Source organism: Brucella tritici (assembly GCF_902825325.1).
In the GTDB taxonomy this organism is placed as follows: Bacteria; Pseudomonadota; Alphaproteobacteria; order Rhizobiales; family Rhizobiaceae; genus Brucella.
The window spans coordinates 313,367-339,553 of record NZ_CADEAR010000001.1 but is presented as its reverse complement, the minus strand read 5'-3'; the positions used below and the strand labels follow the sequence as shown (position 1 = coordinate 339,553).

The window sequence follows — 26,187 nt, the reverse complement described above, 5'->3', positions numbered from 1 at the left end:
ATGGTTCAACCTCTCGCGGTCTTTTTTGCGAGAGGTCGACCGCCCAAGGTGAGGTGATCGACAAGATTTCTGGCAGGTGTGGTTAAGTCATTCAGGGATCGTACAGCGATCACTAAGTTTCTTGTCGCCCACGCGTCAGCTAGTGTCGCAGTCGCAATGGGGAGCGCCTTTCTTAGACGTCGGGCAGCCGTCTGCGGAATGATCGCAATGCCTACATTGGCAGCAACCATATTGCCGACGCCTTCGAAGGTGCGAAGCCTCGTTCTGATTTTAAGTCGGCCCCCTAGTCGGGTTGCCTGTATTTCGATGTGCTCCTGCAAAGCACCAGCGGAAAGGCCGATGAATTGTTCCTGCAGAAGATCGGGGAAGCTCACACGCTTATGTTCGGCCAAAGGATGATGTCTGGCCATAATCAGCACCAAATGATCTGTTGCAAAAGGAACCAGTTCCAATCCCGCGGTTTCTGCTGCATCCGACAGAATGCCGATCTCAATGAAACCGCGCAAAACGGCGCGGGCAATATCACTGCTCTGCCGTTCTTTCAGTTCCACATCGATGCGGGGATTATCAGCCATCCAGCTGGCAAGCCGCACTGGAAGATATTCTGTGGCGGCGGCGGTATTCGCCGCAACGCGAATGGCCGTGCGCATGGCCTTGGCATGCAAGCCCAACTCGGTATGCATGTCGGCCATTTGCCGCATTACAACCCTCGCATGATGGAGGAGCGCTTCGCCCGCTTCCGTGAGGGCAACGCCGCGTCGCCCTCGTTCCAGAAGCGACACCTGGCCTGCGGCTTCCATGTCACGCAGGCGTTCGCTCGCAGCGGGAAGCGACAGGCCGACTTCGGCCGCGCCATGCGTGATGCTGCCGGTATCGGCTACGGCGAGAAATAGGCGGAGGTCTGTGAGATCAAAACGCATAAGCGATGGTAGCGCGAATTCTGCCTATGGGAAAGCCGAAGGCTCGATAAGGAACTTCCGCATTCCGTCCGATGGCCAAGTCGCTATAGCAGGGGCATGACTTATTCTTTATCCTTGATCCTGACGATTGCGGTTACATTCCTCGGTGCCGGCTTTGTCAAAGGCGTGACAGGAATGGGGCTGCCTACGGTCGCAATGGGCATTCTGGGCGCGCTGATATCACCACTTGCGGCGGCGAGCCTGTTGATTATCCCGTCCCTCATCACCAATCTTTGGCAGCTTCTGGCGGGGCCTAGCTTCGGTCAGCTTATGCTTCGTCTCTGGAGCATGATGCTTGCCGTTGCAGTCGGCACCATTGCGGGAGCTGTGGTTCTGGTCAGCGGAAATATTGCAGTCACAACGTCGATGCTGGGTTTCTCGCTTGTTATCTACGCAGCCTACACGTTGTTTGCCCGCCAGTTACAGATAGCGGAAAGGTTTGAGCGCCTGCTGTCTCCTGTCGTCGGGCTGTTGACTGGCCTGGTCGCCGGTGCAACTGGAATATTCGTCATTCCAGCTGTACCCTATCTGCAATCGCTGGGTTTCAGAAAAGACGATCTCGTACAGTCGCTCGGGCTTTCCTTCACTGTCTCGACCACCGCACTTGCGGTCGGACTTTCGAGCAGGCAGGCCTATTCGGGCGATTTTTTGCTGGCATCCGTTCTGGCCGTCTTTCCATCACTGGTCGGCATGTTCATAGGGCAGGTGTGTCGCCGCAAGATTCGACCGGAAAACTTCCGTCGTTGGTTTCTGATCGGCCTTATGATTCTCGGGCTTGAGATGGCGTTGAGACCATTGTTCTCGATGAGTTGATGAACGAGGAACGATTTTTCCATTCCGGCAGGTGGATACGGATTTGCTTTCTTGTTCGAATCCGGCAAGGGCAGGATATTGTCTCACCCCCAAGAGAACAGTCTTTAGCTTCAACGGGTTTTCGCTGAAGCTTCCCTATCATCGGCCTGATTGACGGAATGACCCAAAAAGATCCTGAACAAGACCAGTCGCGCGCGTTCCGACTGTTCAAGCCGGTCCTTGCCGGTGCAACACTGCGCGAACGTTCGATTGCCTGCCTTGGTGCTTTGATCGGTATCGCGCTGACCGGATTCATATCGAGCATTTTGCTGGGAACCGGTCCGCATCTGCCTTTGATCGTGGCACCAATCGGCGCTTCAGCGGTTTTGCTTTTTGCGGTTCCGACAAGCCCGCTGGCTCAGCCATGGTCGATCATCGGCGGCAATACGATTTCAGCATTTGTGGGATTGGCCGTCACCCAGTTTGTCGATGATCCGGCTTTGGCAATCGGCCTCGGAGTGGCTCTCGCCATTGCGGCGATGTCGGCTACCCGCAGTCTTCATCCACCAGGCGGCGCAGCAGCACTGACTGCTGTTCTGGGTGGTTCCGCGGTTGCCAAGTGGGGATTCCTGTTTCCGCTTGTGCCGGTCGCGCTGAATTCGTGCCTTCTCGTCGGCTTGGGTATCCTGTTTCACAAACTGTCGCGCCGGAAATATCCGCATGTCGCGGCTGCCGCTCCGGTAAACAAGCACAGCACGGAAGACCTGCCGCCGTCAGTCCGGATGGGTATCCGCGAGGAAGATATCGACCGCGCCTTGCTTGCTCTGGATGAAAGCTTCGATATCGATCGCAACGATCTCGGACGTCTGCTGCGGCAGGTGGAGCTTGAAGTGTCCATTCGTTCCCACGGCGACCTGACCTGCGCGGACATTATGTCCCGCGATGTCGTTAGTATCGGTGAAGATGCTACGGCGAGCCAAGCGCGCGAGCTGATCCTGAGGCATAATCTCATGACATTGCCAGTGCGTGGGGCCGATGGGCGCCTGAAGGGCGTGGTCGGCTTGCGCGAATTGATGCATCCGGGCGACGATTTCAGAAATTATATTGTGGAGGCTCCAACCGCTTCCCAAACCGATCCGGTGATGAGCCTTTTGCCCAGCCTGACAGATGGATTGGCGCATGCTGTCGTGGTGGTCGATGAAATGCGCCGCATCATCGGTTTGGTGTCGCAAAGCGATCTTCTGAGCACGCTTGCCCGTTTACTTCCCAATGAAAAGCTGGTGCCTCTGAAAGCAGCATGACTCGCCGGAACTATGCTTCTCTATTGAACTGAAATGGTTTTCCGGGCAGGGTTTCCCGACCCGGAAAACTGCAGCAGGTGATTATGTCCGTCCAGCGCGCGAGCTTTTATATCCTACTGGCACTGGTCACCATTGCCTTTGCGTGGCTATTGCTGCCTTACTATTCGGCGGTTCTGTGGGCTGTTATCCTCGCTGTGGTGTTCTCGCCGGTACAACAGCGCCTTGAACGTCTTCTTGGTGGTCGGAAAAATATTGCGGCTCTGCTATCCGTGTTGATGTGCATTTGTCTGGTCATCATTCCGATGCTTGCGATTTTCGGCTCGCTGGTACAGGAGGGGAATTCCCTCTATCAACGCCTGAGCAGTCGGGAGTTCGATCTGAACAGTTATATCTCGCGCATTCTGGGCGCCTTGCCGGATTCGCTGGAGGAGTGGCTGACCCGGTTCGAGCTGGGCGATTTCGCTGAATGGCGCGCACGCATATCATCCGCGATTATGCAAGGCAGTCAGCTTTTTGCCGGAAAACTGGTCAGCTTCGGCCAGAACACGCTCCAATTCTTCATCGGCTTTGGCATCATGCTCTATCTGCTGTTCTTCCTTTTCCGCGATGGTGCGGATCTTGGCCGGAAGATCAGGCAGGCCATTCCGCTCAACGACGATTATACGCGGCAGTTTCTGGAAAAGTTCATCGCTGTTATCCGTGCGACGGTGAAAGGCAATATCATCATTGCCATCATTCAGGGTACGATAGGCGGCGTGACTTTCTGGTCCTTGGGCGTCGAGGCGGCTTTGCTCTGGGGCGTATTGATGACGTTTCTCTCCATGCTTCCAGCGGTCGGCGCGGCACTCGTCTGGGTACCGGCAGCGGCGTGGTTCTTTGCGAGCGGAGAATGGATAAGCGGAGGTATTCTGGTTTTCGTCGGCGTATTCGTGATCGGATTGGTCGATAATCTTTTGCGTCCGCCGCTTGTCGGAAAGGGGACCCGCATGCCGGATTATGTCGTGCTAATCTCCACGGTTGGGGGCATTTCACTGATCGGGATCAATGGTTTTGTGGTCGGGCCGCTAATTGCTGCGATGTTCATCGCCGCATGGTCGCTTCTGGCAGAAGAGCAGAAGGGCAAGGGTTCCGCCCAACTGCCAGAGAACTAGATCTCACGCGACCTTCAACTCCGCGATGGGCAGTCCGGTTTCGGTCATCTTGTTGTCGACACCATTTTCATCGAGAAACTGCTTCATCTCGGCATAAGTCTCGAACCATGCCCGATTGTATTTGTCGAACAGCGACTGATCCCAATAATCTTCCAGTTGGAAAGGCTTGTCGTTGAAGACATCATAGCTTGGTATCTTGTAGGTCTCAGCGAATTCAGCCGTGCGGCTGTCATAGGTGAAATAGATGGACGGCACGCCATTGGCCAGCGCCATCAGATTACCATGCAGGCGATAGCCGAGAACGAGCTGTTGCCTGCGCACCAGTTCCTCGTAATCGGCAACGACATCCGAATAGAACATACGATGGCGATAGAGGTTTTCTATAGTCTCGTCGAAATACCAGTCCGCTGTCCAGCGATGGTTCTTGAGGGCTGCAATAGCCTCCTCCTTCTGCTCCGCCGTGCCGAAGACCATCTTCTTTTCATCGATTTCGCCCTGCGCCATCAATGTCACATCGAAGCGTTTAGCCATTGATTTGATAAGGTCGCGGTGACGGGTCAGATATTGCTCGATATCCTGCGCATAGGCCGGCGAAACCTCGCGGCGAACCGTAACGCCGACTTGCGTAACGTTTTCCAGCGGCGGCAACTTGATGCGCAGATGCTGGTTGTTGCGACGAAACGCGGTTGGGCAACCGACAATGCGCACATTGCGGATGCCGATATCGTTCAACACTTGGGCGGTATAAGCGCCACGCACACCGATGGATGTAGTGGAATCTGCGATGATGCGCAGGACCGCCTTCGTTTCTTCGGAAAGTTGTATTTCCCCTCTTACCGGCGCTTGGGCTCCGACGCCGAATGCAATGACCGGCAATTTCAGCCGCTGCAGCACCGGGATCGTGTCGCGCCAGTTCATATCCTTGTTGATATAATTCGAGCCGCGCAGGATCACATAATCAAATTCCTCGCGCAGCTGATCGATCTTCTCCGGCGAGAAATTGGTAATCGGGAGTTCGGAAGCCTTTTCGTAATTCATCAGCTTCAACGACGACTCGAAAACGAAGGCATCGCCGATATTGTGATAGTGATTGATGCTGCCCTGAACGTCGGTGTGACGATACCAGCGGACATTGTCGTGATCGTACACTTCTCCCGCAGGGATCATGACGAGGGCGCGTGCCATACGGTCTTCCTTCTGTTTCACTAAGGTCAAGCCAGGCTCAGCTTGCCTGAGAAAGAGCAGTTTCTGTAACTGCCGGTTTCTGTCTGCGCGGTTTTGACTCGCGCAGCCGTTTATAGAGATCAAGATGCTCTTTGGCGCAGTCGACATAGTGGACCGGATTGCGGATGGAATGATGCAACCTGTCCCATATACTCGGCTCGCTCAGCACTTCTGTAAAGCGGTCGGCCAGATCCTCGGCGCTGCGGACACGGAAATGCAGGCCGTCTTCACCATCGCGGATTTTCTCGGCCATACCGCCAATATTCGAGCAGATGACCGGGCGGCGATGATGCAACGCCTCCTGAATGACAATGGGAGAGTTTTCCCACCAGATCGAAGGCATGACCACCCAGTCGACCGATTGCATGAGGCGTGGCATTTCGGCATTCTGGTAAGCGCCGTAGAAACGCACGCGCGGGCCAGCCTCTTCAATCAGTTTCTGCATACGTTCCTGAAAAGCGGGCGGCTGCTTCTCCAGATTGCCGCCGAAGATCATCAGGCGGGAATCCTCACCCCATACCTGTTCCGGTACACGCGATACGGCATCAACCAGAACGTCTATGCCCTTGAACGGGTTGATCTGACCGAAAAAGGCGAACCGGCTGCGACGCGGGTTCGGGCCGGTCAGCTCACGCGGAGGGGTAACATCGCGGATGGCGATGCCGTTTTCGATGACTGCCATCTTGTCTGGATTGAGGCCCCATTCGAGATAGCGATTGGCGAGAAACTCGCTCGGCGAGACGAAGGCGTCGGCCAATTCCAGCATGCCGCGCACAAAGCGTTCTCGCTTGAGAAAACGTGCTGGAGGAATCTGCGGAAAACAGGCGTGGCAATCGATGGGCGATGCCTCGTTGCAAAGCTTGGAGGTACCAGCCTTCACCATCTGACCATCATTGTTGCAGATGGACAGGAATTCATGAAACGTTACCAGAATGGTGCGATCCGGCAGTGCCTCGCGGATGGCATAGAGCGTTTCTAGCCCGAGTCCGAGAACATGATGAAAATGCACGATGTCCGGGTCGAAGTCGCGGACAAAGCGCAGCAGGTCGCGGCGGATTTCATCGGTGTTCTTGTTCGACAGATAGAAGTGATCGTACTCATCCGCATGGAACAGGATTTCGTCGCTGGCACGCCGCATGCTCATCAGCGCCGTTGTGCCATGCCGAGGGATCGGGTGAGCGGCCCTTGCGAGGTAGACTGACTGCACATCGGGAATGCTGTTCAACCCCTTGTGCAGATTGTAGGACGCGATTTCACCGCCACCGAGTGAAATCGATGGGTGAGCGTGTGAGATGACGAGAACACGGAGTTTATCGCTCATGCGGGTTCCTCCACCTGTATTTTGCGTCTACCGGCGAGAATAGAGGACCATCGTGCATCGAAGACCTGCCGGTCAATGCGTTCAATGAGGGCAATGGTCGATGCCCTGTCGGTCACGGATGTGTCGTCAGCTCCAAGCATCTGTGCTGAAGGCAACCAGTAGGAGCGCAAGCCCGACTGTTTCAGTTTCAATCCGAGATCCAATCCCTTTTCATGGGTGCCGAGATAACCGCGCGTGAAACCACCGACGGAAAACAGGGCTTCGCGTGGAAGGATGCAGCACTCGAATGTTGCCGTTGCCACTTCTGTCAAAGACATGCCCGAAACGGCGTCGATGGGGTAACCAGCATAACGACTGATCAGAGCGCGATCTGATTGCGGTCCAGCAACCCAGGTTCCCGCCCAGCGAATTGAATCATCCTCATAGGCAAGGGTGGGAGAGAGAACGCAATCCTTGTGCGCTTCATAGGCGCTGACGAGCTTGTTCAGCCATCCGGAGCGGCGCGGCAGCAGTGAGCCCGCCAGAAATATCACCTGATCCGTCGAAACTGTGCGGGCGCCGACTTCGAGCGCATCATAGAGGTCTTCCGATCCTGTGGCGGAAACGAGACGGATGCGCAGGCGATAGAAATCCGCAAGACGCCTGATTTGTACGCCGATACGGTCGATGATCTCGGTCGCAGCCGCAATCACGATCGGCGCGATGCGGGTTTCGGGATCGAGCGCAAGAAGCGCCAGCAAAGGTTCGATTTCCTCGACGCGCTCGTCGATGCCGATGATGATCGCTGGCCCTATCGCATCTTCGAAGGGGCCGAGATCGACCACGCCAAAGACTTCCGGCGCAGGACGGTTGACGCCCCGCAGTAATGGCACGAGCTGCTGGTCGACAATATGACGCAAAGCCCACGCATTCGGGTCAGTTGCGCGGATTTGCCGGACGATGGCGTCCCGCGAGGTCACTCGCGTTGGTGTCAATGGAAAGAACGCGCGTCGTCCATCGCTGATCGCAAGTTCGAGATAGAACGGTGAGGTGCTGTCCCCGGCAAGTTCAGGTGCGAAAGCGACGAAACCATGGGCGTGACGGCTGGGGTCAAGGCCTGCGTTAAAAGGCGGTTGATTGTCGAATTCTCTGGTGACGTCGGGCCGGTCGATACGGGTCCAGCTGGTATCAATCTGGATTTCACCACGGTGACGACGCAGCTTCACACTTTCCACATGGCTATCGGGATCGAGCAGCCAGCCAGAAATCAGCATGCCGCTTCCCTCGACGCGGAAGACATTGTCTATCCCCATCCGGACAGGAAAGGGGAGGCCGGATACCGTGTCAGCGCCATCGAAACGGTTTGCGGCGGAACGCATGCGCAGCAGAATGTCAGTCGAGCTTCGTACTCGTGGCAGGATCGCCCGGATATGGCCCGGCGTTTCACGCGAACCGGACAACAGCCTGCGGTCATAGACTTCGGTAAAGCGCCACCCCCTTCGTCCGCGAAACAGAAGCCGTTCGATATCAGTCGGTTCTACTGGCTCATTGGCAAGCAGGAGACCCGCAAATCCTGATGCTTCATCGTTCAGGTCGGGACGGGCAAAAACGCTGACCGCACATTCCGCAAGCGAAGGGTTTTTACCGCTGATCAGTAGCCGGGTGACGGCGGGCGTCAGATCCTGTGCCCAACCCTGAACGAAAATTTCGCCTTCGTCACTGCCGCCGATGAGTTCGATACAGCCGTCGGAGCGGGCTCCTGCCTGCAGCAGGACGGTAATGGCCGAAAGTTTCTTCCGGCTGATAGGGCCGGAAATCAGGCCTTCGACCAGTTCATCAATGACGCCCGGCAAGCTCGGTCCGGCTAAATCGCCGATCATGGCAACAAAATCGGCAATGGAAGCAGAGCGCGATGCGAAATTATAGCGAGCGACTTTTGCGCGGTGCTGGAACATGATCGTCTTGAGAGTGCCACGGCGCAAAGCAGCAGTTGGCACAATGGCGACGAAACCATGAGTTCCAGCGGGTGAAGGCTCCTTGAGCGGCCATGTGATCAGGTTCGTCTTCACGCTCATGGCAGGATCGCCATTGAGAAAAGCTGTTACCTGATCGCTTGCGGCACTGCCGATTCCGAGCACCAGCACCAGCGTGTCTTCGATCACGCTGCCAACGACCATTTCGCCCTCCATCATCATGGGAGGGCGATCCGGCGTGCGTACCTGTCTTGAGGCAGTTTTTGGTGTGTTGGGGCGTTCGTCTTGAACCATGCAGCTCGTCCTCAGGGCATGACCGCAAGTGTGAGAAGCGCGCCAGCGACGAACCCCGTCAAGACCGCAGCCAGCAAGAACAGGAATTTGAGGTCCCCGCCGCTGCGCTTGCGAACGTCATCAATGCGCTGTTCCAGCCCTGCAACAACGCCGTCCATACGCATGATATGCACGTCGAGTTCAGTCATGCGCTGATGAAGATCGGTACGCAGCCCATCGACGGAACTTGCAATGTCGAGCAATTCCGCCGGAGCGGCATTGCCGGATGCATCCAGTGTTGGCGCAACACGCTGCAACGAACGCTGGTTGACCTGAAGCTGACGTTGCGCCGCCATCAGCATGTCGAGCTTGTCCAGAATGCGTGTCATCGGAGCGGCGATAAGCGCTTCGGCGGCCTGCTCGTCGGGTTTTGGTACGCGCAATTTCTGCTCTGTGCCAGACGAATTGGCGGCAACCACCACCAGTTCGCCAGCTCGAACAGCGGCGAATTGCGGTAGCATCACTTCAAATGCATGTTTGCCATCGCCGATGCCGTTGCGCTTCAGGTCGGGGCGATCCTTGTCGGCTGGGGCTTCGGCAATGGGCTTGTCATCAAGCAGAACCCGGATCAGAAGCCGTTCGGTCGGAACGGAAGGATCGAAAGCCCAGCCATAGAGGCGGCCTTCCTCAATGGCGTCAACGCGTCCTTTCATGGCTTCGGTCCTTTGAGGCCCGGCGGCGGCATTGGGTGTCGCTGCCTGCTTGGTTTCCCCCTCGGATGGAACTTTGGTCGCGATGTTCATGATTTACCTCTTATGCTGCCTCGACACGTGCAATACGCAATGTCCCGATCAGATCGAGATAGCGTTCGGCGGTCGTGTCGATGGTGTCCGGATGACGCGCGTTCTCGCTGAGCGACTGGCGCAAATCCGGGTTTTCCGCCATTCGACGCATCGCCTGGGCGAGCGCGAGCGGATCATTCGGCGGAACGGTAAGGCCATTGACCTCGTTCTCAATCATTTCGGCCATTCCACCGATATTGCTGCATATGACGGGGCGGTTTTGCCCCTGTGCTTCCTGAATAACGAGCGGCGCATTTTCCCACCAGATCGACGGCATGATTGCGCAATCGACGGATTGGATCAGCTGAGCAATGTCCTCACGACGATAAGCACCACGGCGTTGGACGAACGGCGATGTCTCGGCAAAGAGCCGGTCGATTTCACTGAGGAAGCTTTCGCTTTGAAATGGTGCTGCACCATGCACGCGCAATTCGAAATCGAAACCCTCTGAAATAAGTTGTTGCGCTGCTTCAAGCAGGACTGTTGCGCCTTTCCACGGATTGAGATTGCCGAAATAGCCGAAGACCGGCTTGCTGCGCTCGACCTGCCGCGTTTCGACTGCGGGGCGTTCCGGTTGACCATTGGGAATGACGCTGATCAGCTCTTCCGCAAGGCCCCATTCAACGTAACGTTGTTTGAGAAACTCGCTCGGTGAAACGAAAGCATCAACAGCGCTCAAGAGCGATTTGATATGTCGTTCACGCAATACGAATTTATCAAGCGCGATGTCCTTGAAACAGGCATGGCAGCGGTCAGGACCTGCCCCATGGCACAGTTCCTTGCCTGTGGTGCGCACCATCAGCCCGTCGTGATGGCAGATGGGATAATAATCATGCAAAGTCAGAACGATACGGCAGTCGGGTAAAGTACGACGTACGATATGGGGGAATTCGGCACCAAGCAAAAGCAGGTGGTGCAGATGAACGACATCGGGCCGGAAATCCTGCAGCAGTTCGACAATGTCGGGAACGATCCCGTAAAGGTCGATTTGGCTCATATAGAAACGGTCAAAATGGCCGGACCAGAGCAAGATTTCATCGCCGCCATTGCCGATGCTCTGGAAACTTGTGCCGGGGCGGGCCTCACGATGCACCTTATTGGTGGCACCCACGAACATGGCTTCGCAACCGGCGCGCTGATAGGCGCGAAACAGATCGTGCGCGAAAATTTCCGTTCCACCGGGGTGCAGAGACGGGTGGTTATGGGCTGCTATAAGGACGCGTGGAGCCATCAGGCAACACCTCGCGAGGCGATGAAAATATCCTGATAGTGATCCGCATCAATGCCGCGCCAGTGACCAAAGGATTTTGTTTCGAGCGTCAGTTTCGCTCCTGCAAGCGCACGATCCAGAAAACCGTTTTCAAAGCCGACTGCTGCAAGCGGTGGCAGTTCCGGCACAAACCAGCACGGTCCGCTGCCATGCCGTTCAAATGCAAGTCGTTTGTCGCGTTTGCCATGGCGGTCGCGCGCGGCAACATCATCCACGACAAACGCCGTCATGAACAATTTTCCGCCGGGAGCGAGGACACGTGATATCTGATCGAGATAGGTTTTGACTTCATCTGATGGCAGATGCGTGACCACAGATGTCATGATGACGAAATCGAAACTCTTGTCCGCGAATGGCAGAGTAAGAGTGAGCCCGTTTACCGTCCCTTTGGGGTTATAGAGATCATGGGCGATATCGATGTGGCGGAACTCGAAATTCGGGTAGCGCGACGTGATGTTTTGGCGGCACCAGTTCACGCCGCCTGCTACGGGATCGACACCGGAGTAGCGGGCTTTTGCCGGATCGAGATATTGGGTCAGCGGTACGGCCATGCGACCGATGCCCGAACCGATGTCGAGCACGCGCGCGTCGGGTCGAAGTCCGCCTCTGCGAATGAAATGACCGAGAAATTCGGCGCCAACCGCACGATAATCACCATCGCCGACGAACACGCTGTTCGGATCGGGTGAGGGGAGAAAACGGTTCTTCAAAACAGACTGCATCAGCCAGTCGATCTGCGCATCCGGTATTGCTGGTTTTGCTTCAAATGCTGGCTGTTTCAGCGCTACCACGTCCGTCAAGCGGCGCTCCTTTCAGATTTGGTCATGATCACATTGGACAAGTCGGCAGCGCTTTCCTGTTCCTGTGGCAGGACCATCAATTCAGTAATGTCATCATCCCAGCGCTGAGTGTGGAGCCAGGAATTGTATTGGCTGGCGAGGCCGCGCATATAATCCGCGCTGCGACGGATCGAGCGACGCTCGAAATGGTAAAGTGCTACGGAAGGTTCATAGAATATCTGGAAGCCGAGCTGCCTGATCTTCAGGCACAGATCGCTGTCCTCATAGTCGCCGATGACGTAGTCTTCCGTATAGCCGCCGACGAGATCGAAGATATCCTTGCGCGTTATCAGGCAGGCACCGGTGACACCCGGCACCTCGCGGGACCTAAGTGCTGGAGGATAGTTGCCCGGCATGCCCTTGTAATAGTGGTGATTCAGCCAGATACCCTGACGGTCGCGGGCGAAATAAAGCCCGGCATGTTGAAGTGAACCATCCTCGAACAGAAGACGAGGGCCTATTGCTCCGAGCTTCGGTTGATCGAACAAAGGCTGGATCAGTTGTTGCAGCCAGCCGTGTTCCGCAGGCACAACGTCGGAATTTAACATCACGATGGTTGTTCCTGTCGCAATGCTGGCACCGGCATTGCAGGCGCGTGCATATCCGCCATTGCGGTTCATGATTGCGAGCTTGAACGGCATGTCGTGCAGAATGTGCAATCCGCCAAGCATATGCTCGGTGTCGTCCTGAATTTCAGGAGAATCCAGCACGAAGATGAATTCTGCGTTTTCCACCAGCCAAGGGTCCGTGGCCATGGATGAAAACTGGAAACGTAAGAAATCGAGGTTGCGGTAAAGCGGAATAACGATGGACGCGAGCGGAGAGGCGGGCGTCGTTCCGTAGTCCCTCACCTCGGATATCCGTACCGTTGCGGCGAGCTTCTTCTCAACTTCGGTGAGAGCGGGTCCCAGAATATGCGAGAAGACGTGAGGCTTTGCCTGTTGTGGCGGTACAGACCGTAAGATGCGATTACGCTGCGCTGATGGTTCGAAGGATTGCGGGGCTGGTACAAGTGGGGCGGTCGTGCCGGACGCAAGGCGCATCTGGAACCGCGGTTGCAAAAGAGGCCCAAGATTCTGCACCGAAGGAAGCCAGGCGACAAAACCTGTCACATCCTGCTGCGGCGCATCTTCCCGCTTGGCAATCTTGCCGGGAAATTTATGAAAATTGGGCTTCAGCGACAGTGAGCTTCCGTTTTCCGGGAGATATTCGATGTCTGCAAGCATGGCGGCTGGATCGTGCATCCATCCGCCAACAATCAATCCGCCATCAAGCGCCAATGCGAGATCGATTTCCGCTGCCGGATGGGTGGCAGACTGTGCGATCTGGCGAACGGGCAGCGGAGTGCGCGTTTGCAAATCGATGGCGACCGCAGCGCCGGCAGGGCTTAGTTTGCCAAGTTGACGAACGAGAAACTCCCGCAATGCACCATTGCCCTGCCATTTGGTCCACCATTTGGCAAAATCCATTTGTTCGCCGGTTGTTGGCGCAAGCTTGCGAACGGCAACGCCTTTCTGACCAGTGAGCACCAGCAACAGCGATGACGGCAGGTCTTGTGCTGCTTCCAGAAGAAAATGGCATGGCTGCCAGGCATTGCGAGCCTGCCTGCCCACCACAAACCTTGGTGGAATGACCATGACGCTGCCGGAAGTGATGCCATAGATAGCTGAAATCTCGCCCAGCATCGGGTCGATCGCGGTCTCAAGGAGATGATGTCCCTGAACCGGTTCGCCGCAATGCTGGGCCTCGCGCGGTTCCGGCGTCAGTGCGAAAGTCAGGTCACGCACGAGGGATGCGAAAGTCTGGTTTCGCGAGAGCCGGAAAGTGCTGCGCCACGTGGTCAGTATGTTGGTGAGAAGCTTGATATGTCCGGGCAGAGTAAGCTCCCTGACGACATATTCGACATCGATGGGAGCAAGTTCACTGGCCGGATATACAATCGCCTGAGCAGTGGGACCAAGGGAGCCCGCAGACAGCGAAAGCTCGACCGGTTCGTTGCCAGTGCGAAGGGCCCAGAACATGCGTAAGCCGCCATTCTCGAGCGGAATACCAACGCTCAACAGCGGAACCGGCTGAACCGGCATTTCAAACTTGCATTTGGTGGTTGTGCGAGCCGGGCCTGGGATATCCCAGATAACCACAGCGACATCGGCGCAGAGACGGCGAATGGAGAGGTTCTCGGTTTTGCTTTCAGTGTCCGCCGAATGGTCGAGGTTCAATGTGAGGCCCTTTCATTCTTGTCGGAATGCCCGGGCACGCAAAACTAGGGAAAATGCGTGCCCGGTGAAGACGAAGCGTGCCCGGCGGGAGGATTGCCGGGCACGCTCTCAATTGTTCAATTAGTGAACAGTGAAGTACTGGTCGGGATGAGCCTGTACATCGTCTGCATTGGTGTTCACGAGGGTAACGGTGTCGCCATTGCCAAGATCGACAACGACATTGCCACCAACCTGCGTGACACGATCGGCAAGATCGTCTGCGGAAGAGACATCAAGACCATTGATACCCTTCTGAATCTGCAGAATATCTTCGCCGGGATTGAAGTCGAGAATGACGTCGTTTCCGCCGCCACCATTGAACAGGAATGTATCGCTGCCATTTCCGCCGATAAGGATGTCGTCACCGGCACCGCCATCGAGGATGTCGTTGCCGTTACCACCCTGCAGGACATCGTTTCCGTCGCCGCCAAAGAGAAGGTCTGCGCCATTGCCGCCCTGAAGAACATCGTCTCCAGCACCGCCAAATAGCACATCATTCCCATTGCCGCCGCTCAGGACGTCATTTCCTGCATCACCGAACAGAATGTCATTGCCATTTCCGCCGAAAAGTAGGTCATCACCATTTCCGCCGAAAAGGGTGTCGTTCCCGTTGTCGCCGAAGATGGTGTCATTGCCATCACCTCCGAATACGAGATCATCACCGCCATGGGCACGGATGAAATCGTCAAAGCGGGAGCCGAACAACACGTCGTCGTAGGCGCCGCCTTCTAAAGTGGCCATCTGCTTCTCCTTGTGTTCCTGTATGGGGTTTCCACAAGCCGGAATGCTCCGACCATTATGCTCTTAGTAGTCTGCTCTGCATTAATTGGAATTGCAACATTGGTAATTGGTATAATTGCGGCAACTATAAGTAACAAATTATTACGATTAATTTATATTTCAGTTGTGTAAACAAAAATATGAAATATATTTGTCATCATTATAATTTATATTTATATTGTATTTCTGTATAATCTATTTCAAAATTTGAACAATGTTTCCCATAAGACAAAAATATGAATTTCTTTCAATAAGATGACGCCGCGCATACCGTTTTATGCGCGGCGTTGCAAACTGTTGATAATTCAACCTATGATCGAGTTTTACTTCGAAATACTCTTGCTGTTAATCTTCTCGGAAGGCCCGGTTTAAGCTATCTGTGATAGGTGAAACCAAGTAATCGATAGCGCGACGCTCCTTGTGCACGATGATTATCTCAGCAGGCATGCCAGGATAAAGCCTTGCAGTCGGATTTGCAGCAAGTGAAGCCGGAGTAATCTCGGCTCGGGCGACGAAGAATGCGGTATCCGTTTTTTCGTCGAGCGACTGATCGGCGGCGATATAGGTCAGTTTACCGTCGAGCGGTGCCATCGAACGTTGATTATAAGCCGTCAACCGGATCTGTGCGCCTGCACCAACCGAGATACTGTCGATATCGCGCGGGCTGATTTTCATTTCAACGACCAAAGGCTCGTTCTCGGGAACGATATCCATGATAGCTTCGCCGGGGGCTATGACGCCGCCCGGCGTGCGTAGCCGGATGTTTGCAACGATACCGTCTTGCGGCGAGCGAACTTCCACGCGCCGCATAACATCCTTGGCTGCCACGATACGTTCCTGCACATCCGAAAGCTCAACCTGGCTCGATGTGATCTCGCCGGCGATTTCGGACTGAAGGTCGCTTTCGATTCCTGTCAGGGCGAATTCAGCCCCTGCCTTTGCTTGCTCGGCTTTTGCCTTGTCACCGGCATATTCGCCGCGGTCGCCAGCGAGCTGGCTGAGACGCGTATCGATTTCCGTGAGCTTTGACTTCTGGGCAAAACCTTTTTCAACGAGACTGGCAATTGCCTTGCGTTGATCGCTGATGAGTTCGATCTGCCGGTCGGTAGCAGCAATCTGGGATGTGGAAGCCTTGGCTTGCTCTGTGTATTGCTCGATAGTCTTCTGCTGTATGTCGATCTTGCTCAGTTTCTGCGCAAGCCGCTTCTGGAAAAAGATGTTTTCGGCGCGAATGGCGTTCTGCGCATTCTCACCGCCATCGGCAAAACCTTCCGGAAAACTGATTTCTTTTTCACCAGATTGCTCAGCGCGCAGACGCGCTAGCTTTGCGATCAGGCCGATACGTCTGCTTTCCAGTGACTGGAGATCCGAGCGGGCCTTGGTGTCATCAAGCCGGAGCAGGGGTTGGCCGACCTTGACGACATCGCCCTCCTGTACGAGCAGACGATCAAGAATACCACCTTCAAGGTGGCTGATCGTCTTGCGTTTGGAGTCGACGATCACCGTACCCATGGCGACTGCGGCACTTCCCAGATTGGCGGAATAGGCCCAGGCGAAGAAACCACCAAAAGCGACCCCGATTGTGGCGAGACCTGCAATGATGAGGCCGCGCAATGGTGATCTTGAATCCTCTCGCTCAAGATCGAGCGCCCATTCAGGTTTTACACTACCGAAGCGAGTGAGGGTCTTGTGATCCGATGATTCTGCACGCGGCGCGAGCAGACTGGAAACACGACGAGGAATGACCGATTTACCCATCATGCGTTTGCTGCTCCCATTTGCGGGCCGTTATTGGCAGGTGTCAGGGACGCGACGACATCGGTACGCGGGCCGAACTGCGAGATGCGCCCGTTTTCGAGCACGAGCAGCTTGTCGGCGACCTGCATGATAGATGGCCGGTGTGCGATCATTATGACAATGGCGCCGTCATCACGGGCGTGTTCGACAGCGCGGATCAAGGCGCGCTCGCCAACGGCGTCGAGGTTCGAGTTTGGTTCATCGAGAACGATCAGGCGTGGGCGGTTGTAGAGGCAGCGGGCGAGCCCGATTCTCTGGCGCTGGCCACCGGACAATGTCAGGCGGCCGTCGCCGACCGGTGTATCATAACCAAGCGGCATGCGTCCGATCATCTCGTGCACATCGGCAAGGCGCGCGGCTTCCAGCACACGATGCGGGTCGCTGTCACCCATGCGAGCGATGTTGTCCTTGATGGTTCCGTCGAGAAGCGAGACAGACTGAGGCAGGTAGCCTGCAATCTCGCCGAAAGACCCGCGTTCCCAGAGGTAAACGTTGTTGCCGTCGAGAAAAACACCGCCAGACGTTGGTTTGACGATGCCGATCAACAATCGGGCAAGTGTCGATTTGCCTGCAGCCGATGGGCCAACGACACCCAGCACTTCGCCTGGCGAGATCGAGAACGAAATACCCTTGATGATAGGAACATCGACACCTGGCGCGGCATAGATCAGCTTGTCGATCACGAGATCGCCGTTGGGTCTTGGTGTCGGCATGGTCTGGCGTACGGCCAGATTTTCCGAAAGCAATGATTGGACACGTTTCCAGCTCGCAATAGCACTTACCCACTGGCGCCAGTTTTCGACGATTCGATCGAATGGCATCAGCAAACGACCGATGATGATACTCGTCGCTATCATCGCGCCGGGCGTGATCTCCTGCTGCATGGCAAGCAGCGTGCCTATGCCGAGCGATCCGATCTGGATGATGAAGCGCGCCGTGCGGGCAATCGAGGACAGGGCGCGGGCGCGCGTTCCGCCAAGGTCGAGCACTTCGAGCGCCTGAACCTGCATCGTGCGCCAACGCCGCGCGAGTGCCGGGAGCATACCCATGGCTTCGATGACTTCGGCGTGACGCAAGCTGCTGCCGATCTTCGACACCGCTTCGATATTGGCTTGATTCGCCTCCTGAATCAGGTTTCGGGTTAGGAGGTCGGTCAGCAGTCCACACGCGACCAGAATGATCACGGCGACGAGGCCGATCACTCCAAGCATCGGATGAAGTAGGAATAGAACGCCGAGAAAAATAGGCGACCATGCCGCATCAAGCGGAGCATTGATGGCGGGCGACGTTAGGAAGCTGCGCAATTCATTGAGGTCGCGAAGCGTCTGCGTCGCTTTGGGCATGCCCTGATTCACAGAGGCCTGTACCGCTGCCGTCAAAACCGCGAGGTTAAGACGGCGGACAAGCGCGCTGCCCATGGCCTGGAAGGAAAGCGAACGTATATATTCCAACACGCCGAAGACCAGCATGGCTCCGATGGCGAGCACGGTCAGCATGGTAAGCGTGTCCATGCTTCGGCTGTTCAGCACCCTATCATGAACCTGCAACATATAGAGGGGTACAGTGAGTTGTAGCAAATTGATACAGGCACTCAGCAGCACCGCATACAGTAGTCCCGACAGGAAAACGCGGCGGGCCTTGAAAATCAGGCCTTTGGGCGTAGTCACCGAATCGTCTTGCCCCTTTTTGTGTGCGGGGCTCTTGCCAATCGAATTGATTTCGCGAGTATCATTCATACGCTATCTGCCTTGGAATGGTCACAGGTGGCGGATATCCCTAAAAACTGTGGTCCAGTTCTCAAGATCAGTAAAGTAATACTGCAGAGAATGTGACAGAAAAAAGGTTCTTACGGCGGGGAAATGCGAAAGGAGCAAAGAAAATATAACTGAAAATTTCTTCAAAATTTGAAGTAAAATTGAAAATGGAGAGCAAAAGATGCAAAAACTTCTACACGAGGGAGTGGAAGTCGAAACATCAGTCGATGGCTTTACTGCCGTTGATTTTCCTGAAGTTACCGCCGAAAAACAGGAACGCAGACATCCGGTTCATACAGTCGTTATCACGCATTTCGAACTGGCCCGGATGATAGAACGAGTGAACCGCCGCTTTGTAAGCTTGCTGAAAACCGAGCTGACAAAGTTAGGTGTGGAAGATATCGGTCCGGCCCAGACCTTGGTTCTGATGGCTATCGGCGATGTCGAGCTCACTGTGGGTGAACTACTGGATCGCGGACATTATGTCGGTTCCAACATTTCCTATTATCTTAAACAGCTTACCGATGGTGGGTATGTTGATCGCGTCGCCTCGCAGAGGGATAAACGATCTGCTCGTATCCGTCTCACGGATAAGGGTGAACGGCTGTGTGCCAGCTTGCGGAATGCAAGCCGGGCTTACAATCATATCCTCACGCGCGATGATGACGATCTCAGAAATCTCGAGATTGCCTATCAGACTCTGCACAGGCTGGAACTTGTGTGGGGTAATGCCGCACGGTTTGGCATTTGATGTGTTTCGACGATTTTCGGCCGCTAGCCGAGCACGTTTCGTAACATGCGTATAACATTTGTGCACAGGCGTGGTTTCGGCCAGTTCGCTGCGTTAGCCGAGAATCTGGCTACCAGTGGACATGATGTAAGCCTGATCTGCGAGACAGTGGACCGTCGCCTCCCAGCGGTCCGCGTCATTCGCCACAGAGTGGAATCTGGTCCCCGCACCGGCGGTGCGATGGCCAGGTACCTTGAGGTGCCCGATCATCACACGAGGATCGGGTACCGTGTGGCTGAAACCCTGGAATCCATGGCTCATCACGGACAGGCGCCTGATATCGTCGTTGGCCATATTGGCTGGGGCAGCATGATGTTCGTCAAGGACGTGCTGCCCTCGGCGGCCGCTTTGGGGTATTGCGAATTTTTCTATCGAGCCAACGGTGCGGATGTGGGCTTCGCGCCCGGCGATAAACCAGATATCGAGACCCGCAAGCGCCTGCGCCTGCGCAATATGGCGCAACTCGTTACCCTTGAGGGTATCGATGGCGGGTTTAGCCCAACGCACTGGCAGAAAAGCCTCTACCCACGATCTATACAGAATCGCATTGCCGTGGTGCATGAAGGAGTGGATACAAAACTCTTCTATCCGGATCGACATGCAACAATTCAGTTGCCGGATGGACGGACCCTGAAAGCAGGAGAATCGCGCGTGATTACATTCGTCGCCCGCGATCTCGAACCGTATCGTGGATTTCCGCAAGCGCTGGAAGCTGCGGCCAAGGTCATTCGTCAGAATGATGATGCGATCTTCGTTTTTGTCGGTGGCGATGGAGTCAGCTACGGAACGCCGCCACCTGGTGGAGGCTCATGGCGCGAGCATCTCGTCAAGAATCTGAACTTGCCGCCTGATCGTATCGTATTTCCAGGTACAATTCCGCACACGCAATTGCGCAAACTCTACCAGATATCGACCGCTCATATCTATCTGACCTACCCGTTCGTATTGTCCTGGTCGGTTGTTGAGGCGATGGCTTGCGGCGCGCTCATTATCGGTTCTGACACACCACCGGTACGAGAAGTAATTCGCTCGGGACAAAATGGCCTGTTGGTGCCCTTTTTTGATACAGATGTGCTGGCGGAAGTAATCATGAATGTCCTTCGCGATCCAGATGCGTGCCTTCAAATGCGAGCCGCCGCACGGAGAACCGTAGAAAATCGTTTCCGGTTGTCGAATTGTTTACAACAGCAAAAAACCTTGATCGATGCAGTATTAAATGGTCGTTAGCTGCTATGTGGCGATAATCAGGCACGCAAAGACCAATTATAAAATATAAATCACCGTATTTATGCGTATTTACGCTGTATATGCAATCTATATGAACATTGTTTCAAATTTTGAATTAAAGTCATTTCAAATATTCGCAATATTATCATATAGTTGATGTTATATGGATGTTGACAATACATAATCTGTATTTTCTGATTGTAGCTGCAGGCCGAAACTCCCAAGTCGGCCATCACACAATGGATGATTATGTTGAGCACACCACTTCCTGCGATCTCGGCGCGGAAATCCCGCCGATATGCCATTGCTTCGATGCGTGATCGTGAAGCGCTGGAAGCGACGTCTCTGGGCGAGCTGACCACCTTTGTCGAAGGAGATGGAAAACGTCTTCGAATGGCGAACACATTTCCGCTCATTGCGGTTGCCGCTTCGCAAGAGGGCGAGAACGAGCTGAAAACGATTCTGCAGCAGGTTTATCGTTTGAGCACCATTCCAGAACTTCCCGTTGTGCGGATCGACGATGCTACGGCTGAAACCGTTCCTCTGCTGGTTACGCAACTGCTTGAGAGCAGTTTGGATCGTCTAGTCGGCCATGTCAGCAAGGTTCATACCGAGCTGGCCATGTTGCGCCGCGAGCGCGAGACCATGTTTGAGAATTACCGGGCAATCGAGGATGCATTTCATGCACGCAACTGGGATTCTTCTACGGAAATATTCAGCCATGCCCCTTTGGTAGATCCAAAGGATGAAGGCTTCGCACGCCTGCTGCGCGAATCGGAGATCGAGCAGCTTTTCCCGATATCAAGCTATGCCGTTTCTGGCTTTGCCCTGCATTTCCGTGATCTGCCTGCCAATCGTAACGGTCAGTTGATCGTAACGCTGGATTATCTTGAAAATGGTGAAGGCATCGCCGAATGGCTGGTGCCTTATGGCGCCCTGCATTCGGAGTGGAATTTCTTTTCCCTTCCGAAGGCATGCGACGGTAGCCATCGTACGTTGCGCCTGCGCATTTCTGCTACGGGCGGGGTGCCTCCTGAACTGTCGCTCGGTAACGTGATCGCCAATGAACGCTATGCGGCGCGTGCGCGTATTCCCCACGCTGATCTCGACATGCGCCCGCTCGCGCTGCGGATTTTCACCGGCTTGCCGGGCGTTCGTCCGGCTTCACTGCCGAACGCTATCGTACCGACTTCGCTGATCGATGGCCGTAAGGTTGATGATTATCGACTACCGGTTGAGTTGTTGCGCAATGTGGCCAACGTTTCCGTTACGCCGATTACGCCCGATTTCCCGACTGTGCGGTTTCTGGAACACGAAGACGCCATCGGCTGTCATCCTCTTGAGGAAGGAATCACCGCAGCTGCAATCCGTCGCGTCGTTGCACCGGGCACCGTGCGAGTTTCTGCTCGCGCCGTGATCGACCATCCGGAAGGCCAGCCCTGCGCCGTGGGATTGTTGCTGGTCAATCTGGCATCGGATGTGAAGGAGGAAATCGACGCGATATCCAATCTTGATCGCCGCCGCCAGCAGGTGTTGTTCAGTGGCTGGTCGGAAGTTGCGCCCAATCGCCCGATCGATATCAATTTCATGCTTGAGGAAGCGATCGATCGCACCATGGATCTCGTTGTTCTAAGCAAGGCAGCCGCAGACTCTGTCGACTTTTCCTGGCTCAAAGTCTTCAACTTCCGGCTGGTCAAGCACATCGAGGCACGCCCTATCCAGGAAATAGCCAAAGAGGCCGCGAATGTACGATAGGTCCAAGGATTTGATCGTTGTCGCCATGCCGCTCTATGGTCATGCGGCGTTGGCGCTTGAAGCGCTGGAAACCGTGCTGGCATCGGAAACGGTTTTCCGCACACAGATTGTGGTGTCGGTCGATGGTGATCCGCGTCGCGAAGTGTTCGACAGCCTGACGCTCTATGCGGCAGCCCACCCCAATATTCACATCATCTTTGGCGAGAATGCCGGTCCCGGTGGGGCGCGTAACCGCGCAGTCGACTATATTCTCGAAGAGATGCCGGAAGTGAAGGCCGTCTATTTCGTGGACGCCGATAACCGGGTGCAACCCCAGACAATCGACACGCTTTATCGAAAGCTTCTGGCGTCGAATGCGGGTTGGGTCTACACTAATATCGACACTTTTTCCGTTAATTGGCGCGCTCACTATGGCGACAGCTATTCGCGGCTGATCCACTGCATCACCGACAATATCTGCGATACGGGATCAATGATTTCTGCGGATGTTTTCCGCAGTGGCGTCCGTTTTGATGATGATCGTCAAAATGGCTTTGAAGACTGGGAGTTCTGGCTTTCGGCGATTGAAGCGGGATTCGTCGGCGCACCGTGTCACGATACCGGTTTTGAATACCGTCTGCGTGCGGAAAGCCGTTTCAAGGAAGCCAATCGCGACCGCTCCGGTTCGATCAGCTTCTTGCGCAAGCGGCACAAGGCGCTGTTTCGACGTCCCACGCTCGTTGGCTTCGAGCATGAGGAATGTCCGCGCTATGGCGTGATCCGCGCAGGTGAGGGGACAGTCAGCCTTTTCACCGACCTCAGCCTGGGCACCTCAGACCTTAAATTCGATGATGCTATCCGCGCATTTTGGGGCAGTGTCTCCGAACCGGATAATTTTCACTTTCCGCCATTTCTCGCTTCGTCCAATACCGAGACTCTGAAGCTTCTGGCGCGTTCACGACTGCTACCGAATATCCTGTCGCGGCTTGAGAAGCTTTCTGACCAAGCCAATATCGTCTTTGTGGAACTGACTAATGTCGAAGACGAGCGGCGCATCGATACCGAGATTATGCCGTCCGGCACGCGCCAGCCGCACGCCGACCTGATTTTCGTCTCAACGAAATTGATCAAGGATATCATCGAAAACGATGCGCTGGATTGGTTCGCATCGTTGGGCACGCAGCAATTGTGGCCCACATCGGCGCGGATGAAGGTACGCTTCCCGTTTCCGCGCGTGCGTCAGCGCCGGGCTCTGTCACGGCCTGAGCAATCGATGCTCAATCTGGTGACATCGATTGCGACGAGCCCGCTCAAGCAAAGTGCGGCCATGCGCTGGACATGGCGTCCGCGCCGCCTGCCTGCACTTTCTGAAATGTATCAGGTGCTGCGTAACGAACTTGGCGGCGGCCCCGTTTTGCCGCTTGCGCATAATGCGGCAAGGAAGAAGACGGCCGCCGTTCTGGTGCCGAATGCGTCGTTCGGCGGTGCCGAAAAAGTCGCCTATGCCGCCGGGCGCGAATTGAAGAACCAGGGGTTTGAAACTCATCTTTTCGTGCTCGGAAATGAGCGCATGGATGTGCTCGACGAGTTCGACCAGTCCTTCGATTATCTGCATTTCTGGAAGGACGGCATTCCGGCCTGGGGAGACACAAATCGGTTTCTCGGTCAGGACTTCATCACCGACGATCACCCGCTTGACTGGGGTATCCTGCGCGGCCAGCTTTCAGGCTTCGATCTTGTCGTAAACAATCACGTCATGGCGGCGCATCCTCTCATGGGGAAGCTCCGTTCGGAGGGTACACGCACCGCCTGCTACCTGCATGTGGTGGACGAAACCGTCTTCCGCCGTCAGGCTGGTCAACCCTATGCGGCGATTGCTTTTGAGCACGCCTATGATGCGTTTCTGACCTGCTCTGATCAGCTGAAAATCTATCTGCACAGCTTTGGCGTGCCCTATGAAAAAGTGTTCTCCGTGCCAAACGGAGCCAGTTTTTCAATCGATACAAAACTGCGTACGCAGGTCACTGCAGCGCGCAAGCAGGGCCGCAAGGGCGAGCCGATGCGTATCCTCTATATGGGCCGACTCGACCGTCAGAAGGGAATCGACCGGTTGCACGACGCCATCGTAAAGCTGAAAGAGCAGGGCATTCCTTTCGAAGCGCAGGCAATTGGCGGCGAAATCCTCTCTGATGATCCAAGCGCATCTTGGATGACACGCCTGAAGGAGGTGGGCGTTAAAGTCTCGTCGCCGGTCTTCGATGGCAAGGACATCGCGAACCATCTCGCATGGGCCGATGTTCTTCTAATGCCGTCGCGCTGGGAAGGCGCGCCATTGATGATCGCGGAAGCGCAGCAACTTGGCTGCGTGCCGGTCGCCACGGCCGTTGGTGCCGTCGATGAGCTCATCAATCATGGTCGCGACGGCATTCTCATCCGCAATGGCAACGATGCGCAGATCGTCTCCGACATGACGCGAATCCTGACCATCCTTGCACAGGATCGCGAAGCCTTGATGCGAACCGCCGAAGGGGCGCTCTCCTCCGCTGCTCACCGTACTTGGAGTTCGGCTTTCTCCGAATTTACCGATTGGGCGAATGAAATACGCCCCGTTTATCCGAAATCCCGGTCTTCCCAACCGGATGTTACAGACGCTGCCAGCACGATCACCGCTCTTCCCGGCCGTGCAGTTGCCTGATTATACCAGAAAGGTCGACCTATGAGCCGCCCAACCAATCCAAGAATCCTCGTCACAGGTATTCCGAGCCACCTGACGCGTCTTATCCAGCGTGCGGACAAAGCGCAGGTTCATTACTCGGAAAAACAGCGTGATTCAGAATCCAGGGATAATTTCATCCAGGAGCTGAAGAACATCAGCAATACGGGAAATTATCTGATCGGCGAAGGCGCGATGACCGCGCTGCTGCCGACTGCCAAGCACATTCCGTTCTGGCATCTCTACAATTGCGTGAACAATGGAACTGGTCTCGAAGAGGTCAACAAGGAATTCGATATCTGCGTCTTCACTTGCGCAAATCTTCTGCGTAAGGGCCTCTCAGCTGATGCCGAAGCACTCGTTCTTTCCAAACTCGACATGCCGGTGGTCATGCTCGGTATCGGCATTCAAAATCGTCCGGACATTGAAGGTGAAGACGGCCTGCCAGCGGGTACGAAGAAATTGCTTGAAGTGCTGAAGGGCCGCGAACATTATTTCCTCACGCGCGGCGAGAATGCCGCCGGTTATCTGCGCGATCAGGGCTTTTCTTATGTTCGCCCGGTCGGTTGTCCGTCGCTTTATTTCCGGCCAGACAATATGCGCAAGGCGATCAGCCGTCTGCCGCAGGTGAAGGTAGGTGAGGGGCGTACTGTCTTCACCGGCTATATGGGGGCGGAACTAGAAACCATTGGCGACATGAACGCGCTCGGTTCCGACGATGGGCGCTCGGCCTATGTGGTTCAGGATGAACTTCTGCATTTCGACATGCAGCTTGAGCCGGACGCCAATGGACGCGCCTACGATTCAACCACCGGCGAACTGGTTGGCCCGTTGACCTACAAGGGATCGGGTGATCTCAAGAAGAAGATCAGCGTTCACGCCTTCCTGGACACCAATCAATGGCGCGCCTGGTGCTCGACCATGGATTTCTCCTTCGGTCGCCGCTTCCACGGCAATGTCATTTCCATGCAGGCTGGTGTGCCGAGCCTGATGGTCGCTGTGGATGATCGTATGCGCGAAATGCTCAATTTCTCCGGTCTGCCAAAGATCGACGCTCGTGATCTCAATGCAGCTAATGACCGGCGTGCCTTCGTGAGCGATCATATCGCTGCAATGAATATCCCCGATGTAGTGGAAAAATATTCGGCGCGCGAACGCAACTTCCGAAGCGTGCTTTCAGAAATCGGCATCGGATAACTCCCAGTCCAAT

At 55.3% G+C, this 26,187-nt stretch carries 19 protein-coding genes; 8 read left to right on the top strand and 11 right to left on the bottom strand.

What is annotated here, in order from left to right; genetic code table 11:
* Positions 1-5 precede the first annotated feature (5 nt).
* The gene (locus HWX93_RS01500) at positions 6-920 is read right to left on the bottom strand and encodes a LysR family transcriptional regulator (RefSeq protein WP_176036236.1); all 915 of its coding nucleotides are present in this window, start codon (positions 918-920) and stop codon (positions 6-8) included.
* 96 nt (positions 921-1,016) lie between these two features.
* Between HWX93_RS01500 and HWX93_RS01495 the strand changes: the two genes are divergently transcribed.
* From HWX93_RS01495 to HWX93_RS01485, 3 genes are all read left to right on the top strand, one after another.
* Positions 1,017-1,772, top strand: a complete 756-nt coding sequence (locus HWX93_RS01495) for a sulfite exporter TauE/SafE family protein (RefSeq protein ID WP_176036235.1) — start codon at positions 1,017-1,019, stop codon at positions 1,770-1,772.
* Positions 1,773-1,930: 158 nt separating this feature from the next.
* Positions 1,931-3,052 carry an HPP family protein gene (locus tag HWX93_RS01490; protein ID WP_176036234.1) on the top strand — a complete coding sequence of 374 codons (1,122 nt, stop codon included), beginning with the start codon at positions 1,931-1,933 and terminating at the stop codon, positions 3,050-3,052.
* 83 nt (positions 3,053-3,135) lie between these two features.
* Positions 3,136-4,203 carry an AI-2E family transporter gene (locus HWX93_RS01485; protein ID WP_109987396.1) on the top strand — a complete coding sequence of 356 codons (1,068 nt, stop codon included), beginning with the start codon at positions 3,136-3,138 and terminating at the stop codon, positions 4,201-4,203.
* Positions 4,204-4,206: 3 nt separating this feature from the next.
* On the opposite strand, the gene HWX93_RS01480 is transcribed toward HWX93_RS01485, so the two are convergent.
* From HWX93_RS01480 to HWX93_RS01435, 10 genes are all read right to left on the bottom strand, one after another.
* Positions 4,207-5,388, bottom strand: coding sequence for a polysaccharide pyruvyl transferase family protein (locus HWX93_RS01480; RefSeq protein WP_176036233.1), 1,182 nt, complete (start codon positions 5,386-5,388; stop codon positions 4,207-4,209).
* Positions 5,389-5,425: 37 nt separating this feature from the next.
* The gene (locus tag HWX93_RS01475; RefSeq protein WP_176036232.1) at positions 5,426-6,748 is read right to left on the bottom strand and encodes a glycosyltransferase family 4 protein; all 1,323 of its coding nucleotides are present in this window, start codon (positions 6,746-6,748) and stop codon (positions 5,426-5,428) included.
* Positions 6,745-8,994 (bottom strand): glycosyltransferase family 2 protein, encoded by a 2,250-nt coding sequence (locus HWX93_RS01470; protein ID WP_176036231.1) that lies wholly within the window; start codon positions 8,992-8,994, stop codon positions 6,745-6,747. The genes HWX93_RS01475 and HWX93_RS01470 overlap by 4 nt, the downstream gene beginning before the upstream one ends.
* An 11-nt stretch (positions 8,995-9,005) precedes the next feature.
* A complete protein-coding gene (locus HWX93_RS01465; RefSeq protein WP_109987392.1) occupies positions 9,006-9,776 on the bottom strand; it encodes a hypothetical protein in 771 nt (256 codons plus the stop codon).
* Positions 9,777-9,786: 10 nt separating this feature from the next.
* Positions 9,787-11,046 carry a glycosyltransferase family 4 protein gene (locus HWX93_RS01460; protein WP_176036230.1) on the bottom strand — a complete coding sequence of 420 codons (1,260 nt, stop codon included), beginning with the start codon at positions 11,044-11,046 and terminating at the stop codon, positions 9,787-9,789.
* Positions 11,046-11,885, bottom strand: a complete 840-nt coding sequence (locus HWX93_RS01455) for a class I SAM-dependent methyltransferase (protein WP_176036229.1) — start codon at positions 11,883-11,885, stop codon at positions 11,046-11,048. Before HWX93_RS01455 ends, HWX93_RS01460 begins: the two co-directional genes overlap by 1 nt.
* A complete protein-coding gene (locus HWX93_RS01450; protein WP_176036228.1) occupies positions 11,882-14,143 on the bottom strand; it encodes a glycosyltransferase family 2 protein in 2,262 nt (753 codons plus the stop codon). Before HWX93_RS01450 ends, HWX93_RS01455 begins: the two co-directional genes overlap by 4 nt.
* A 120-nt stretch (positions 14,144-14,263) precedes the next feature.
* Positions 14,264-14,923 carry a calcium-binding protein gene (locus HWX93_RS01445; RefSeq protein ID WP_176036227.1) on the bottom strand — a complete coding sequence of 220 codons (660 nt, stop codon included), beginning with the start codon at positions 14,921-14,923 and terminating at the stop codon, positions 14,264-14,266.
* Between the two features lie 384 nt (positions 14,924-15,307).
* Positions 15,308-16,723: an HlyD family type I secretion periplasmic adaptor subunit gene (locus tag HWX93_RS01440; RefSeq protein ID WP_176036226.1), complete on the bottom strand. Its 1,416-nt coding sequence runs from the start codon at positions 16,721-16,723 to the stop codon at positions 15,308-15,310.
* The gene (locus HWX93_RS01435; protein WP_109987386.1) at positions 16,720-18,495 is read right to left on the bottom strand and encodes a type I secretion system permease/ATPase; all 1,776 of its coding nucleotides are present in this window, start codon (positions 18,493-18,495) and stop codon (positions 16,720-16,722) included. Before HWX93_RS01435 ends, HWX93_RS01440 begins: the two co-directional genes overlap by 4 nt.
* Before the next feature lie 199 nt (positions 18,496-18,694).
* On the opposite strand from HWX93_RS01435, the gene HWX93_RS01430 reads away from it, so the two are divergent.
* The 5 genes from HWX93_RS01430 (at position 18,695) to HWX93_RS01410 (ending at position 26,174) form a co-directional block, all read left to right on the top strand.
* Positions 18,695-19,264 carry a MarR family winged helix-turn-helix transcriptional regulator gene (locus HWX93_RS01430; RefSeq protein ID WP_010658636.1) on the top strand — a complete coding sequence of 190 codons (570 nt, stop codon included), beginning with the start codon at positions 18,695-18,697 and terminating at the stop codon, positions 19,262-19,264.
* A 45-nt stretch (positions 19,265-19,309) separates the two neighbouring features.
* Entirely contained in the window at positions 19,310-20,530 is a 1,221-nt protein-coding gene (locus HWX93_RS01425) for a glycosyltransferase family 4 protein (RefSeq protein ID WP_176036225.1), read from the top strand.
* A gap of 249 nt (positions 20,531-20,779) precedes the next feature.
* Entirely contained in the window at positions 20,780-22,285 is a 1,506-nt protein-coding gene (locus HWX93_RS01420) for a DUF6212 domain-containing protein (protein ID WP_176036224.1), read from the top strand.
* The gene (locus HWX93_RS01415; protein ID WP_176036223.1) at positions 22,275-24,959 is read left to right on the top strand and encodes a glycosyltransferase; all 2,685 of its coding nucleotides are present in this window, start codon (positions 22,275-22,277) and stop codon (positions 24,957-24,959) included. Before HWX93_RS01420 ends, HWX93_RS01415 begins: the two co-directional genes overlap by 11 nt.
* Positions 24,960-24,980: 21 nt before the next feature.
* Positions 24,981-26,174: a polysaccharide pyruvyl transferase family protein gene (locus HWX93_RS01410; RefSeq protein ID WP_109987382.1), complete on the top strand. Its 1,194-nt coding sequence runs from the start codon at positions 24,981-24,983 to the stop codon at positions 26,172-26,174.
* Positions 26,175-26,187: the final 13 nt, after the last annotated feature.

Coding starts and splice junctions, on each gene's coding strand:
- HWX93_RS01440 (WP_176036226.1), bottom strand. CDS start 16,723: ATGATGGGTAAATCGGTCATTCCTCGTCGTGTTTCCAGTCTGCTCGCG.
- HWX93_RS01415 (WP_176036223.1), top strand. CDS start 22,275: ATGTACGATAGGTCCAAGGATTTGATCGTTGTCGCCATGCCGCTCTAT.
- HWX93_RS01460 (WP_176036230.1), bottom strand. CDS start 11,046: ATGGCTCCACGCGTCCTTATAGCAGCCCATAACCACCCGTCTCTGCAC.
- HWX93_RS01470 (WP_176036231.1), bottom strand. CDS start 8,994: ATGGTTCAAGACGAACGCCCCAACACACCAAAAACTGCCTCAAGACAG.
- HWX93_RS01500 (WP_176036236.1), bottom strand. CDS start 920: ATGCGTTTTGATCTCACAGACCTCCGCCTATTTCTCGCCGTAGCCGAT.
- HWX93_RS01410 (WP_109987382.1), top strand. CDS start 24,981: ATGAGCCGCCCAACCAATCCAAGAATCCTCGTCACAGGTATTCCGAGC.
- HWX93_RS01485 (WP_109987396.1), top strand. CDS start 3,136: ATGTCCGTCCAGCGCGCGAGCTTTTATATCCTACTGGCACTGGTCACC.
- HWX93_RS01445 (WP_176036227.1), bottom strand. CDS start 14,923: ATGGCCACTTTAGAAGGCGGCGCCTACGACGACGTGTTGTTCGGCTCC.
- HWX93_RS01425 (WP_176036225.1), top strand. CDS start 19,310: ATGCGTATAACATTTGTGCACAGGCGTGGTTTCGGCCAGTTCGCTGCG.
- HWX93_RS01495 (WP_176036235.1), top strand. CDS start 1,017: ATGACTTATTCTTTATCCTTGATCCTGACGATTGCGGTTACATTCCTC.
- HWX93_RS01490 (WP_176036234.1), top strand. CDS start 1,931: ATGACCCAAAAAGATCCTGAACAAGACCAGTCGCGCGCGTTCCGACTG.
- HWX93_RS01465 (WP_109987392.1), bottom strand. CDS start 9,776: ATGAACATCGCGACCAAAGTTCCATCCGAGGGGGAAACCAAGCAGGCA.
- HWX93_RS01430 (WP_010658636.1), top strand. CDS start 18,695: ATGCAAAAACTTCTACACGAGGGAGTGGAAGTCGAAACATCAGTCGAT.
- HWX93_RS01480 (WP_176036233.1), bottom strand. CDS start 5,388: ATGGCACGCGCCCTCGTCATGATCCCTGCGGGAGAAGTGTACGATCAC.
- HWX93_RS01420 (WP_176036224.1), top strand. CDS start 20,780: ATGTTGAGCACACCACTTCCTGCGATCTCGGCGCGGAAATCCCGCCGA.
- HWX93_RS01435 (WP_109987386.1), bottom strand. CDS start 18,495: ATGAATGATACTCGCGAAATCAATTCGATTGGCAAGAGCCCCGCACAC.
- HWX93_RS01475 (WP_176036232.1), bottom strand. CDS start 6,748: ATGAGCGATAAACTCCGTGTTCTCGTCATCTCACACGCTCACCCATCG.